This window comes from Neorhizobium sp. T25_13 (assembly GCF_002968675.1).
Classification (GTDB): domain Bacteria; phylum Pseudomonadota; class Alphaproteobacteria; order Rhizobiales; family Rhizobiaceae; genus Neorhizobium; species Neorhizobium tomejilense.
Genome location: NZ_PVBI01000016.1, coordinates 1 through 13,572 on the forward strand (window position 1 = coordinate 1; position 13,572 = coordinate 13,572).

At 61.7% G+C, this 13,572-nt stretch carries 12 protein-coding genes and 1 pseudogene; 7 read left to right on the forward strand and 6 right to left on the reverse strand.

Annotated elements, in window-relative coordinates; genetic code table 11:
- Positions 1-384 precede the first annotated feature (384 nt).
- From C5J22_RS26670 to C5J22_RS26690, 5 genes are all read right to left on the reverse strand, one after another.
- A complete protein-coding gene (locus C5J22_RS26670) occupies positions 385-1,383 on the reverse strand; it encodes an ABC transporter permease (RefSeq protein ID WP_105440703.1) in 999 nt (332 codons plus the stop codon).
- A gap of 12 nt (positions 1,384-1,395) precedes the next feature.
- Complete coding sequence (locus tag C5J22_RS26675) at positions 1,396-2,901, reverse strand: sugar ABC transporter ATP-binding protein (protein ID WP_105440704.1); 1,506 nt, start codon at positions 2,899-2,901, stop codon at positions 1,396-1,398.
- Between the two features lie 83 nt (positions 2,902-2,984).
- Complete coding sequence (locus tag C5J22_RS26680) at positions 2,985-3,932, reverse strand: sugar-binding protein (RefSeq protein ID WP_105440705.1); 948 nt, start codon at positions 3,930-3,932, stop codon at positions 2,985-2,987.
- A gap of 143 nt (positions 3,933-4,075) precedes the next feature.
- The gene (locus C5J22_RS26685) at positions 4,076-5,068 is read right to left on the reverse strand and encodes a substrate-binding domain-containing protein (RefSeq protein WP_105440706.1); all 993 of its coding nucleotides are present in this window, start codon (positions 5,066-5,068) and stop codon (positions 4,076-4,078) included.
- Between the two features lie 41 nt (positions 5,069-5,109).
- Positions 5,110-6,090 (reverse strand): NAD(P)-dependent oxidoreductase, encoded by a 981-nt coding sequence (locus C5J22_RS26690; RefSeq protein ID WP_105440707.1) that lies wholly within the window; start codon positions 6,088-6,090, stop codon positions 5,110-5,112.
- A 156-nt stretch (positions 6,091-6,246) separates the two neighbouring features.
- Between C5J22_RS26690 and C5J22_RS26695 the strand changes: the two genes are divergently transcribed.
- Genes C5J22_RS26695 through C5J22_RS26705 form a run of 3 tightly spaced genes read left to right on the forward strand, consistent with a single transcriptional unit; the run spans position 6,247 to position 9,032 of the window.
- Positions 6,247-6,987, forward strand: a complete 741-nt coding sequence (locus C5J22_RS26695) for an ATP-binding cassette domain-containing protein (RefSeq protein WP_105440708.1) — start codon at positions 6,247-6,249, stop codon at positions 6,985-6,987.
- Between the two features lie 13 nt (positions 6,988-7,000).
- Positions 7,001-7,990, forward strand: coding sequence for an ABC transporter permease (locus C5J22_RS26700; protein WP_038547039.1), 990 nt, complete (start codon positions 7,001-7,003; stop codon positions 7,988-7,990).
- A gap of 43 nt (positions 7,991-8,033) precedes the next feature.
- Positions 8,034-9,032: a LacI family DNA-binding transcriptional regulator gene (locus C5J22_RS26705; RefSeq protein ID WP_245437601.1), complete on the forward strand. Its 999-nt coding sequence runs from the start codon at positions 8,034-8,036 to the stop codon at positions 9,030-9,032.
- Positions 9,033-9,068: 36 nt separating this feature from the next.
- Here C5J22_RS26705 and C5J22_RS26710 read toward each other — a convergent pair.
- Positions 9,069-9,377 (reverse strand): annotated as a pseudogene (locus tag C5J22_RS26710) (ATP-binding cassette domain-containing protein); the annotation flags it as partial.
- Positions 9,378-9,638: 261 nt separating this feature from the next.
- Here C5J22_RS26710 and C5J22_RS26715 point away from each other — a divergent pair.
- From C5J22_RS26715 to C5J22_RS26730, 4 genes are all read left to right on the forward strand, one after another.
- Complete coding sequence (locus tag C5J22_RS26715) at positions 9,639-10,298, forward strand: aspartate/glutamate racemase family protein (protein ID WP_105440709.1); 660 nt, start codon at positions 9,639-9,641, stop codon at positions 10,296-10,298.
- A 4-nt stretch (positions 10,299-10,302) separates the two neighbouring features.
- Positions 10,303-11,673, forward strand: a complete 1,371-nt coding sequence (locus C5J22_RS26720; protein ID WP_105440710.1) for a dihydroorotase family protein — start codon at positions 10,303-10,305, stop codon at positions 11,671-11,673.
- 2 nt (positions 11,674-11,675) lie between these two features.
- Positions 11,676-12,602, forward strand: a complete 927-nt coding sequence (locus tag C5J22_RS26725; protein ID WP_105440711.1) for a dihydrodipicolinate synthase family protein — start codon at positions 11,676-11,678, stop codon at positions 12,600-12,602.
- A 120-nt stretch (positions 12,603-12,722) separates the two neighbouring features.
- Positions 12,723-13,559, forward strand: a complete 837-nt coding sequence (locus tag C5J22_RS26730; protein ID WP_105440712.1) for an ABC transporter substrate-binding protein — start codon at positions 12,723-12,725, stop codon at positions 13,557-13,559.
- Positions 13,560-13,572 lie beyond the last annotated feature (13 nt).

The window sequence follows — 13,572 nt, forward strand, 5'->3', positions numbered from 1 at the left end:
TCCTTGTTGAAGAAGCTCCTCATGCTCTGCCCTTGCCGGACGACGTTCAATGCGAGCGCGACGTCCGGCCTGCGCTCTCTACCTCAACCGCAGGCGCCCTCCCGCGCAGCGGGTTCGTTCACCGGCCGCATTTCGGACGGCGAGACTATTGTACATAATCGTCGCTTCTGGGGTAAGCGGACCGACTTGAGGCTGAGAATTTACAAGTCTCCATGCCATCAGGCCCCCGCCACCAAATATTACAAACTTCAACGACTTGTCGGCCTCCTTCGGGAGGCCGAAGTCGTTTCTATCCCTAGCACGTGGCTAGCACAAAACGCCTTCCCGGAGGAAACTTGCGTCTCAGGTCACCTGCAATCATAGCCTCCGTCGGAAGCTCTCAGCTTACGCTTGAGGCTTGCCACCGTCTTCCAAGGCGGCCATGGCAATGGCCTGCCTGCGGGCGTCCCGGTAGTGGGAAAACTGCGTGTCGGCGATCACGCCAGCAAGGATGACGCTGCCCATGACGGCGAAATTCAGTGAAGAGGGGATGCCCAGGAGATTGACGAGATTTTGCAGGACCTGAAGCAGGATCACGCCCAGCACCACGCCGATGATCGACCCCTCGCCGCCCCGCAGGGAGAAGCCACCCAGGACCGCGGCGGCTATGCCGTACAGCTCGTAAAAATTGCCATGGGATGAAGGCTGGACAGAGCGGGTATACATGGCGAAAAATACCGCCGAAATGCCTGTCAGGAAAGCGCAAAGCACATAGGCTTGGATGATGACCCTGGTGGTGTCGATACCTGAAAAACTCGCCGCCTCTGGATTTTTGCCGACGGCAAAGAGATGCCGGCCGAGCACGGTCCGGTGCAGGAGCAGCCAGGCTGCAACAGCTACCAGCAGGAACGCGACGACGGAATGGGGCACGCCGGCTGTGCGGCCCGCGATCAGATATTCCAGCATCGGAAAGTCGGACCCGAAGGTGAAGCCGGCCGTGCCATCCCTGGTGTAGAAGCGCGCAATGCCGCGATAGATCAGAAGCCCGCAAAGCGTGACGACGAAAGGCTGAAGCTTGAGGCGGGTTATCAGCCAGCCGTGCAGAAGGCCGATGGTGGCTGACAGCACCAGCACGATTGCAAGGGCGACTGGCCAGGGAACGCCGAAGCTGGCGATTAGATCGACAAAAATGACGCCTATCAACGCGATCACCGAGCCGATGGACAGTTCGATGCCCGCGGTGACGATGACGAAGGCCTCGGCAATGGAGAACAGCCCGAACAGGCCGATCAGGTTTGCCGTGTTGGCCAGGTTGATCGGCGACAGGAACCGTGGATTCATCACGGCGACGATTGCGCCGACGGTCATCACAAGCGTGGCTAATCCGATATCTTTTTTATGCATGCTACGGAGTCCCTATTCCACGGCCAGTTGGAGAATGGTCTCCTCGGTCAGTTGATCGCGCGCGAGCGTACCGGCAATGCGACCGCGGCACATGACGGCGACCCGATCGGATACCCCGATCACCTCTTCCATGTCCGACGAGATCATCAGCAGCGCTACGCCATCGGCGGCGAGCGCCTGCATCAGGCGGTAGACTTCCGCCTTGGCGCCGACATCGATACCGCGTGTGGGCTCGTCCAGAATGATGATCCTGGGCTTCATTGCCAGCCATTTGGCCAGGACCACCTTCTGCTGGTTGCCGCCGGACATTTCAGCCGCCGCGCGACCGAGGCCTGCCGTCTTGATGTTCAGCTCGTGCCGCGATGCCTTAGCCAGGGCGGTCTCGGCGCCTATATCGACAAATCCTAGTCGCGACAGCGCGGCATGGCTCGGCATGGCGATGTTCTCGGTGATCGAGAAATCGAGAAAAAGGCCTTCCGTCTTGCGATCCTCCGGCACCAGGCAGAGGCCGGCGGCGATGGCGGCTGGAACGGAATGGCCGACGAGCCGCTGGCCCTCGATCTCCAGCACGCCCCCTTCGATGCGGTCTATGCCAAAAAGCGCGCGGGCAAGCTCCGTACGCCCCGCGCCGACCAGGCCCGTCAGGCACAGGATCTCGCCCGCGCGCAGACAAAGGTCGAGCGGATGCTGCGGATAGGCCTTTGTGCGCAGTCCCTTCAATTCCAGCACCGGCCTGCCGGGGTCATGCTCTGCCTTTTCATAGAACTGGCCGACATCGCGGCCGATCATCAACCGGATCATGGCGTCCTTGGTGATCTCGCCGCAACCGAGGGCGCCGGCATTGCGGCCGTCACGCAGCACCACGACGCGGCTCGCCACCTCCTCGATTTCAGCCAGGCGGTGGGTGATGAACAGCACCGCCACGCCGTCGGCGCTCAACTGCCTGATTACGTCAAGAAGACGCTTGGTCTCGGACAGGGTCAGGCTGGACGTGGGTTCGTCGAGGACGAGCAGGCGCGGATCGATCGAAAGCGCACGGGCGATTTCAAGCAATTGCTGGTCGGCCAGGGACAGGCCGGAGACAGCGTCATTCGGACCGAAACGAGTATCCAGCCTGGCGAGGATCGGCGCGACCTTGCGCTCCATGGCGGCCTGGTCGAGAAAGCCGAACATCCCGCGTCGGATCTCCCGCCCCAGCAGCACGTTTGCCGTCACATCGAGATTGGAAAACGGATTGAGTTCCTGGTGGACAAGGGCGATGCCGCGCTCATGCACGCGCGCTGATGTCAGCGATGTCACTTCCTCGCCATCGATGACGATGTGGCCCTCGTCAGGTGCGATTGCGCCGCTTAGCACTTTCATCAGCGTGGATTTTCCCGCGCCGTTTTCTCCAACCAGGCCGACCACCTCGCCGCCGCGAATGCTCAGCGAGACATTGTTGAGGGCGATTGCTCCCGGATAGACCTTGGTAATCCCCAGAAGGTCGAGCGATATGTCTTTTTGCCGATAGGCCGTCATCGAAACTCCCGGATGGCAGAAACGGATAGGTGCTGCACGAACCACGGGAGTTCGTGCAGCAGGGACCTTTTTGGAGACGGCTTCTATTTCCCCACGCGCGCCTTCAATTCGGCGGCGAAGGCATCGACATTGCCCTTGTCGATCTTCTTGGTCGGCACGATGATCAGACCGTTTGCCGGTACCTGCGACTTGTCGCCCTTCAGGTAGGCGGCCATCAGCTTCATGCCCTGGTATCCCCATTGGTAGGGATCCTGGACCACCGTTCCGGCGAATTTGCCTTCCCTCACCGCGCCGAGCGTTACGGGATCTTCGTCGAAGGCGATGACCTGGATTTTCCCCAGCTTGCCGGCCGCCTGCAGCGCTTCGTAGATCTTGGGCGGATTATAGGAATAGAAGCCGACCATGCAGGTGATGTCAGGGTTGGCGGCCAGCACGTCATCGACATTCGACCGGGCGCGGGCGAAATCGACATCGTCGCCACGCACATCGACCAGCTCTATGCCGGATCCTTTAACCGCCTTGCGGAAGCCTGCGATCCGTTCGACGGCATTGTCGGCCCCCAGGAAGCCGACGAAGCCCATGCATTTTCCGCCCTTGGGCATGGCCGCCCGGGCGATCTCGCCGGCCTGGACCCCAGCATCCGTATTGGACGAGCCGAGATAGGCGATGCGCTTGCTGGCGGGCGCATCGCTGTCGGTGGTGAACAGCGGCACCTGGGCCGCGATCCTGTTGAAGGCGCCGATCGAGTTTTTCGGATCGGCCGACGAGATCATGATCGCATCCGCCCCGGCGGCGACCAGGTCGTCCATCAGGGCATTCTGCAGGGCGGCGGTCCCCTGGGCCGGGTAACGGAACTGCAGGTCGTAGCCAGGCAATTCAGCCTGGGCCGCCTTCACGCCAGCCTCAGCCAGTTTCCAGAAATCGGACGCGGCGTTGACGACAAAGGCGAGCGCCGGCTTGTCCTCGGCAAGTGACGGACTGGCGGCAAGCACCAGGCTTGCGGCAAGCATCAGTGAATTGAGACGTTTCATGTTGTTCCTCCCCGCGACCCATTCCTCAAAGGTCGCGCTAAACACGGTTTCACATCTGGTGGCTTAGTAATATTATTACTAATAACTCGCATCCTGCAAAGGGGCCGGGAGACGAACCGGCACCTCCCTGGCAGGGATCCGCACTAGTTCTTGGCGCAGAAACCCGGATCGTCGAGGTTGCAGACGTCAAGGCCGGTAAACAGCGGATCGGCCACTTTCTCGCCCTTGATCAGCTTGATCATGACGTCAGGCGCCTTGTAGCCCATCTCGAAGGGGCGCTGGCCGACCTGCGAATGGCTGCGACCTTCGCGGAAGGCCTTGGTCTGCGGCGGCAGCGTGTCGCCGGCGATGATGATCAACTCCTTGCTCTTGAGCTTGGGCATCACCTGGTCCGTGACCTGCGCATAGGCCTGCGGGGCAAACTGCGCCCAGCCGCCGACAAGGATGAAGGCGTCCAGTGTGGGATTTGCAGTGAACACATCCGACATCTGCTGGTTAGCAAGGTCTGCCTGGTCGTTGGTGTAAACCGGGCACCCTCCGATTTCCTTCCAACCGCCCTGTCCGGTCAGGCGATCGATGTTCTTGGCGCCGCCGATGGTGTCGCGGAAGCCCTGGGCGCGGGCATTGATATTGGCGGCGGCCACGTTGCCGAGTTGCAGGCAGACCGACCCGCCCTTCGGCTTCAGCTTCATGGTCTGCTCGGCCATCTTCACGCCCATCAGGTAGTTGTCGGTGCCCAGATAGGTCTTGCGCAGAGCATGGTCCTTCTTGAGAAAGTCCGCATCGACAGTCATGACCGGAACGGACGGGGCGATGGCCTTGATGCGGGTCGCCATGGCCGGCGCGTTCGAGGGCGAAATGGCGATGGCCGCAACGCCTTTCGTCAGCAGGTCATCGACGATCTGGACCTCGCCGGCCTCGTCCGCCGATGAGGCCGGGCCGGTATAGAGGCATTCATATTCGCTACTCGCATTCTCCGACTTCCACTTCTTGCAGCCGAGATTGATCTGCTCGAAGAACGGATTGTCGAGACCCTTGACGACGATCGCCAAGGTCTTTTTGCCTTGCGCTGCCGCCGGCGCCGCAGCAAGCGCCGCAACTGCCATGGCCGCCATTGCCAATATATTGATTTTCATTTTCTTTCCTCCTCCTCTTACACCGATCGAGGCGTCATGCCTCAGCCGGGATACCAGACAATGCGCGGGTCGTTGTCCGCGCGCTCGTAGCGCCATGCGCGATCGATCATCTGCTCGAGATCGACCTGCGGTGCCCAGCCAAGCAACATTCTTGCTTTGGAATTATCGAGCCAGTTGCTGTGAAACGGGGTGTCGATCTCGATCGGCCGTAATCCATGCCGCGCCGCCAAACGGGCGCCGAGATCGCCGTAATCCACTGGCTGGTCCATTGAAATGTTGAAGAGCTGGCCGGTGGTGCGCGGGTTGTCGATAGCAGCCAGGATCGCGCCGACCAGATCGTCGACATGGACGAAATTGCGCTTGAGGTAGCCGCCACCGGCATCGCGCATGACGGGCGCATAGCCGCCCTTGCGGCACTCTTCGAGCGCATCAGTGTCGATCAGTTCCGCCCAGCTTGGACCGCCGAACTGGTCGTCGCCCAGGGCAAGCGCGAAGCGGAAGTCATCCTTTTCCATGATCCAGGGCGCCCGCAGGGTCGTCCAATTCACCCCATACTGGATGCCGAACTGCTCCAGCATCACCTCCTCCAGGGTCTTGGTCAGGGCATAGCAGCCCTTGTAGGCACGGCGCGCCGAGGTTTCCGTGATCGGCTCATCGTAGCGCTGGAAGATATGGCCCACGGTGCAATCGCCGCTGAGAAGGATGAACTGCCGGGCGGTATCGGATTTGCGGAACGCGTCGAGCAGCAGGAAAAGGCCCTTCAGCGCGACATCGAAGATCTGTTCCGGCGTTTCCTTGACGGCGGCCATGTGGATCACATGGCTCACGCCCTGCATGGCCCCGGCGACCACGGCGGGACCCGACATGGAACCGGCGACCACGGACAGGCGGTCTGCAGGCATGACGGTCCTGTTGTTGCAAAGCGCCGCCACCTCCCAATCCGCGAAACGGAGATCAGACAGGAACGCCGGCAGGAAAGCCTGCCCTACCTTCCCCGTGCCGCCTGTAACCAGCAGTTTCATGTCGCACTCCCCTGCAACATTCCTGTGCGATGGATTTTGTTTACTAATAATATTAAGTCAAGTAATTAGTTATTAAATGCGCAAAACGGGAACGCCGGCGGGGCAAAGAGCGGCCTGCCGGCGCGCCAGGAAACCATCGCGGGGGAGGAGAACCACGTGTCGCGACTTGTCTTTTCAGGAATTTCGAAAAACTTCGGAGCCATCCAGGCACTCAGCGACGTGTCGCTGTCCATCGAACCGGGAGAAGTGCTGGGACTGATGGGTGACAACGGCGCGGGTAAGTCCACGCTGGCCAAGATCATCGCCGGCAATTTCCGCCCGTCTACCGGCGAAATCAGCATCGATGGAATTTCGGTCGTCTTTCACAAGCCGATCGATGCGCAGCGCGAGGGGGTGGAGATGGTCTACCAGGACCTCGCGCTCGCCGACAATCTCTCGGCCGCCTCAAACGTCTTCTTGGGCAGGGAGCCGCTGCGCCGGTTCGGACCGATCCGATACATCGATTACAAGCGGATGAACACGGTCTCTGCCGACCTGTTCAAGCAGCTCAAGTCCGAAACCCGCCCGCGGCAGCTCGTGCGGCGCATGTCCGGGGGGCAGCGCCAAGCGGTCGCGATCGCCCGCACGCTGCTGTCGGAACCGAAGATCGTGATGATGGACGAACCGACGGCGGCCATCTCGGTACGCCAGGTGGCCGAAGTGCTCGACCTGATCCGCCGCCTGCGCGACCGCGGCATCAGCGTGATCCTGATCAGCCATCGGATGCCGGACATCTTCAGCGTGTCCGACAATATCGCCGTCCTGCGCCGCGGGCGCTTGGTCTGCCGAAAACCGGCGGGTGCCTCGTCGCCCGAGGAAGTGACCGGACTGATCACCGGCGCCATCGACGCCGCCTAGGAGAAAAATTGCCATGACGACACTCGACGACATCATCAACAATTCCCGGCACGACAGCTGGTTTGCCCGACTGAAGAACCTGCAGGTCTTCTGGGTCTTCATAGCGGCCGTGCTGGCATGCCTGGCCCTGTCGCTGATGACGGATGCGTTCACCAGCGACCGCAATCTCTTCAATGTCGCCCGAAATTTCGCCTTCGTGGCGGTCATTGCCATCGGAATGACGGCCGTGATCGCATCGGGCGGCATTGACCTGTCCGTCGGCTCGAGCGTGGTGCTGAGCGCCATGGTGATAAGTGTGGCCATGGCCAGCGGCATGGGCTTCTGGCTGTCTGCCGGTCTTGCGTTGGGTGCCGCCCTGCTGATCGGCCTGTTCAACGGGATCCTGATCGCCTATGCCGGTATGCCGGCCTTTGTCGTGACGCTCGGGAGCCTGTCGGCCGCCCGGTCACTGGCGATGGTGCTTTCGGACAACAAGATGATATGGGAGTTCGGTCCCGATCACGACCTGCTGCTGTGGATCGGCGGCGGCTCGACACTCGGGCTTCCCCATCCATTATATGTGCTGTGCGTGCTGGCGGTGGTCATGTCGCTGGTGTTTCGCTGGACGAGGTGGGGCCAGCATCTTTTCGCGATCGGCGGCAACGAGAATGCGGCTGTGCTGGCCGGCATTCCGGTGCGGCGGCTGAAAGTCAGCATTTACATGTTTTCGGCCATGACCGCCGGGCTCGCCGGCATCCTGATGGCCGGCTGGCTGGGAAGCGTCACGACCAATCTCGGACAGGGAATGGAACTGACCGTGATTGCCGCCGCCGTGATCGGCGGCGCCAACCTGGCGGGCGGGGAGGGCAATGCGCTTGGCGCGGTGGTTGGCGCATTGTTGATAGAGGTGATTCGCAACTCCCTGATCCTGTTGGGCATCTCGACTTTCTGGCAAGGAATGTTCATAGGTACGTTCATAATCGTTGCTGTGGCATTCGACCGATTCCGGAATATGCGGAGATAGGTGGAAAACTTGTGGTGTTGTGGCGAGCGACATGGAGAACGCCTTGAAACCAACCATGATGGATGTCGCGGCGCGAGCAAGTGTGTCACAGGCAACCGTTTCCCTGATCCTTAACGGCAGTGCCGGCGCCCGCTTCAGCGAAGCCACGCGCAAGAAGGTGATGGATGCGGTTCAGGAGCTCGGCTACAGGCTCCCCAACAGGTCGCCGTCGGGCGACCTGTCCGACAGCAGGGTCATCTGCTTCATCACGGACGAGCTGACAACCGATCCCTGGATGGCGCTCGCTTTCGAGGGCGCGCGGGAAAAGGCGCTCGAATTCGGTATTATCGTGACGCTCGGCATTTTTCGCACGGGCGAGGACCCCGACGAGGACGTATTTTCGCTGTGCCAGCAGCAGCCATTGATGGGCTATATCTTCGGCACCATCCTGACCCGCAAGATCGATCCGCCGGCGGCGCTGTTCACCGTGCCTTCCGTGCTGGTCAATTGCTACGACCAGGACAGGCGACTGCCCTCCATCGTGCCGGGAGACGTCGCCGGTGGCCGCGCCGCCACGGAGCGGCTGATCCGCGCCGGCCGCAGCCGGGTCGCCTTGATCAACGGCCAGGAGGGTCTCGACAATCCGCGTGACCGGTTACGCGGCTACAAGCAGGCGCTGGCCAGCAACGACTTCACCTTCGACCCGCAACTGGTGCGCTACGGAAACTGGGAGCCGTCATCAGGCTATAGCGAAACCCATCTCCTGATGGACCTGCCCAATCCCCCCGACGCCATCTTCTGCGCCAACGATCTGATGGCGCTGGGGTGCGTCGAGGCGCTCAAGGAGCGGGGAAAGTCCGTCCCGAAGGACGTCTCCGTGATCGGGTTCGACAATCGCGACATCGCCCAGTTCATCCGTCCGCCGCTGACGACCCTGCACCTGCCGCTGTTCGAGATGGGCGCCATGGCCGTGGAAATGATCCACGACATCGCCGGCGGCCTGAAAAGCAGCCATGACCAGCTGAAGGTCGAATGCGCCCTCGTCGAGCGTGAATCCGTCTAATCCACCGCGGGATACAGCACGATTTAGAAAATGCTTTTATTGCCGGACACTTGCGAGGAACTGCTGAAACCTAGGTGACTTCGGAGACTGAAAAAGCTCCGCGGGAGAGCCTTCCTCTTCCACGGCTCCCTTGTGAAGAAAAACAACTTTATTCGAGACGTCGCGGGCGAACGCCATTTCATGGGTGACGACCAGCATCGTTCGTCCCTCCTCGGCCAGCGATCGCATGACCTTGAGGACCTCTCCGACCAGCTCCGGATCAAGCGCCGACGTCGGCTCGTCAAACAGCATAACCTTCGGGCGCTGGGCGAGCGCGCGGGCAATTGCAGCACGCTGCTGTTGCCCCAGCCACCATCGTGAACTGGGAGGCGTAGCCTCGGATGCCTGACGGCAAAGCGCACGCCTTCACGCCACCCGTACCCCGAAGGTGCTGTCCGAGGCGGGCATTTGATGACTACATAGGCAGAATTTTGAGGCATATGCCGAATTAATGATCAGCTAATGATCTGAAAATACGGGCAACTTCAAAAAATGCGCTATAAAAATATCAGTTGACATATTACAGAAGATACTGGAGGCTCACCGTGATTATCAAATAGGGCTGTGATGAAAATTCTTGTTCTCAATCCGAACAGTTCGGCGAAGGTGACCGAGGCAATCGCATCGAGCATTGCGCCGTTGCAGGCGGTGACGGGGCACACGATCGTATGCGATCGCCTTCCCGATGCGCCGATCGGCATCGAGACCGATGAGGATGTGGCGCTTGTCGCGCCTATGGTCGTCGACGCGATCGCTTCAAGTGATGCGGATGCCTTCGTCGTAGCCTGCTTTTCCGATCCGGGTGTTGCTGCGTCGCGAGCGGTGACGAGCCGACCGGTGGTCGGCATCGCGGAGGCTGCATATTATGCTGCACTGCAACTCGCGCCGCGCTTCGGCGTCGTCTCGCTTGGAGCTTCTTCGGTTGCTCGCCATGCGGCCCATATCGAACGGCTGGGCCTGACTGCGCGTCTCGCAGCGGACAGGGCTGTCAACATGTCCGTGGCGGAAGCGAACGACCTGAACCTGGCCGGCGCGTCGGTCGCGCGCACCGCGAAGCTGATGGCGGAAACGGAGGGTGCCGGTGTCGTGATCCTCGGCTGTGCCGGCATGGGCGGTCATCGTCCCGTGCTGCAGCAGGAGTTGGGCGTGCCGGTCGTCGATCCCGTTCAGGCGGCCGTTGCGGCCGCGATCAACGCGCTCGATCTCCAATATTTCGCTAGGGGATGATCCGATGGAGCTTGTCGTCAAGGGTCGCGTTGTGGTGCCGGATGGCATCCTGGAAAACGGCTGGGTCGCGATCTCCGGCGGTCGCATAGCCGCTGTCGGAACGGGCGAGGCGCCCGCAGCCGCGCGCATCGACGACCGTGGGAATGCGCTTATCCTCCCCGGTGTGGTGGATGGCCAAACCCATGCGACAAGCTACAAGGGCCTCCCCGGCATCGCCGACACCACGCGCTCGGCGATCGCAGGAGGGGTCACCACGTTGGTCGACATGCCATATGACAATCCGGAACCGCTTGATCGGCCGGAGCGTCTGGATGCCAAGGTCGCAGCGATCGCAGCGTATTCTCATGCCGACATGGCGCTTTATGGAACGGCGACCCGTGAGACGGGCACGGCCAACTTGGTGGCGCTGATCGAAGGCGGCGTTGTCGCCTTCAAAATCTCGTCGTTCGAGAGCAATCCCGTGCGCTTCCCGCGGATCGGCGAGGACCTCGCGCTCGACCTGATGGAGTCGCTGGCTTCGACGCGCCTTCCGCTCGGGCTGCACAACGAGGATCAGGAGATCGTCATGGCTCGCATCGCGCAGGCGAAGGCGGCTGGCCGCAACGGGATCGTTGCGCATGCACAAGCACGGCCGGAGGCGGCCGAGCTCGCGGCGACCGGCCAGTTCCTGGCTCTCGGCCTCGCAAGCGGCGCGCATGTCCATCCGGTCCATCTGACGACGGAAGCGGGCTTTCGCCTGACCGGAGCGGTCGCCGGACTTGGTGCCGCGGCAACAGGCGAGCTTTGTGTCCATTATCTCTGGCTGGATGCCGCGCGCGACGGCGATCGGCTCGGAGCGCGGATGAAGGTGAACCCGCCCATCCGTTCGGCTGCGATCGATGGCTTGTGGCAGTCGATTTCCGACGACCTCGTGGCATTCGTTTCCTCCGATCATTCGAGCTGGCCGATCGACAACAAGCTGACCGACTCGATCTTCGATGCAGGTGCTGGCGTTCCTGGCCTCGAGACACTCTTCCCGGCGTTCTTCACGGCTGCCGAAGCGCGTGGCTTCGACGCTGCGCGCCTCAGTGCCGAATATCTGGCTGAGCGTCCCGCCCGCTTCTTCGGCATCGACGACCGCAAGGGTGCGATCGCCGTCGGCCGCGATGCCGACCTGGTCGCGCTCGAACAGGGGGCGTTCGTCTGGGACGAGGCGGCCTCCCATGACGGCCTGAACTGGAGCCCCTTCCACGGCGAGACCTTCACGGTCCGCGTGGCGGCAAGCTGGCTGCGCGGGCAGCTCGTCTGGGACGGCAAGGACATTCTCAACAGCCCCGGCAGCGGAGAATTCGTACCGCGCGCCACCGCCGGCTGGTATGCGACCGAAAAGGACTGACGATGGCGCTTCTTGACGAAAAGGCGCGCGGCGTCTTCGTGATCTCGGTCACGCCGTTCCAGAATGACGGATCGCTCGATCTGGATAGCCTCGACCGCGTGACGGACTTCTACCTGGAGGCAGGTGCCGATGGTCTGACCGTTCTCGGCATGATGGGCGAAGCGCCCAAGCTGACGGGCGCCGAGTCCCGACAAGTCATCCAACGCGTCATCGCACGGGCGCAGGGTAGGCCGATCGTGGTCGGCGTCTCGTCGCCGGGTCTTGCAGCTCTCGCTGAAGTCAGCCACGAGGCGATGGCACAGGGTGCTGCCGGCGTGATGATCGCGCCGCCGATGAACTTGCGCACGGACGCGCAGATCCTGAACTACTACCGCCAGGCCTGTGGCTTGCTGGGCGGGGACGTGCCGGTCGTCCTTCAGGACTTTCCGCTGGCGACGACGGTGCAGATCAGCGACGAACTGCTCGGGCGGCTGATCGACGACCTGCCGCAGATCGTCATGCTCAAGCATGAGGACTGGCCGGGCCTGTCGAAAATCTCGAAGCTTCGAGATGCGGAAAAGAAGGGTCGACGGCGCATTTCCGTGCTTTGCGGCAATGGTGGCGTTTTCCTCCCCGAAGAGGTCGCACGCGGCGCCGATGGCGCCATGACCGGCTTCGGTTTCCCGGAAATGCTGGTGCAGGTTACTGATCTGGCGGGTCGCGGCGAGATGGATCGTGCCCAAGACCTCTTCGATGCCTATCTGCCGCTCGTCCGTTACGAGCAGCAGCCCGGCGTCGGGCTTGCGGTTCGCAAATACCTGCTGGCCAAGCGTGGCGCCATAGCCTCGGCCGCGCAACGCCAGCCCGGCGCGCAACTGGATGCGCTGGCGCAGACCGAAGTGGAGCGGCTGCTTCGCCGCCAGGAGAAACGCCTCGCGGAGCTGGGCTGATGGATTACGGATTTACCGGACGCAAGCCGCCGGTTCCGGGTGCAAGCCGCCGCTTTGGTGCGGCGCGTAATACGTGGAAATAAATCAGTAAGTAAAATCGAACCAAAAAAGGGGAATGACATGATGAAAAAAACACTGTGCCTTGCTTTCCTTGCCATGATGACGACCTCCGCGCTGGCGGAGCCGACCCTCACCAAGGGAAAGATCTCGTTTGCCGCAGATTTCGCCGCGGCTCCGAACCAGTTCATCCGCACCGATGGCCAGAAGGACGGCCTCAACGTGGACATGTGCGGTGAGATCGGAAAACGCCTCGGACAGGAAGTCGAATGGACCAACCTTGCGTTTCCGGGCCTGGTCCCCGGCCTCCAGGCAAAGCGCTTCGACAGCCTCTGCACCGCGATCTTCATCAATCCGGATCGTCTGAAGATCATGAACATGATCGCATACGTCCAGTGGGGCGAGGGCCTGATGGTGCCGAAGGGCAATCCGGGCGGCATTTCGTGCGAAGGCAAGATCGGTGTGCCCGCGAGCTACAATGCCTGCTTCGATGGCCTGGCCGGCAAGGTCGTCTCGGTCGCAGCCGGCGGTACGACCAACAAGAACCTGCAGGCGCAGAGCGACCGCATGGTCGCCGCCGGAAAGAAGGCGATCGACATCCGCGCCTTCGATTCCAACTCGGAAGCCATCCAGGCGGCCGTGACCAAGCAGGTCGATGCGGCCTATCTGAATGACCCGCAGGCAGCCTATTACATCTCCACCAGCAAGGCGCCCTTCGACATGGCGTTCACCGGCAACGCGGCCAACCGCCTTGCGATTACGACGCTGAAGGACAATGCCGAGTTGGCGAACATGATCGTCAAGGCGCTCGAAGCGATGCGCGCGGACGGCACCTACAACAAGATCGTCCAGAAATGGGGCGTGGCTCCGGTCGATGCATTCGTCCTCAACCCGCAGTGATCTGATATAGGTT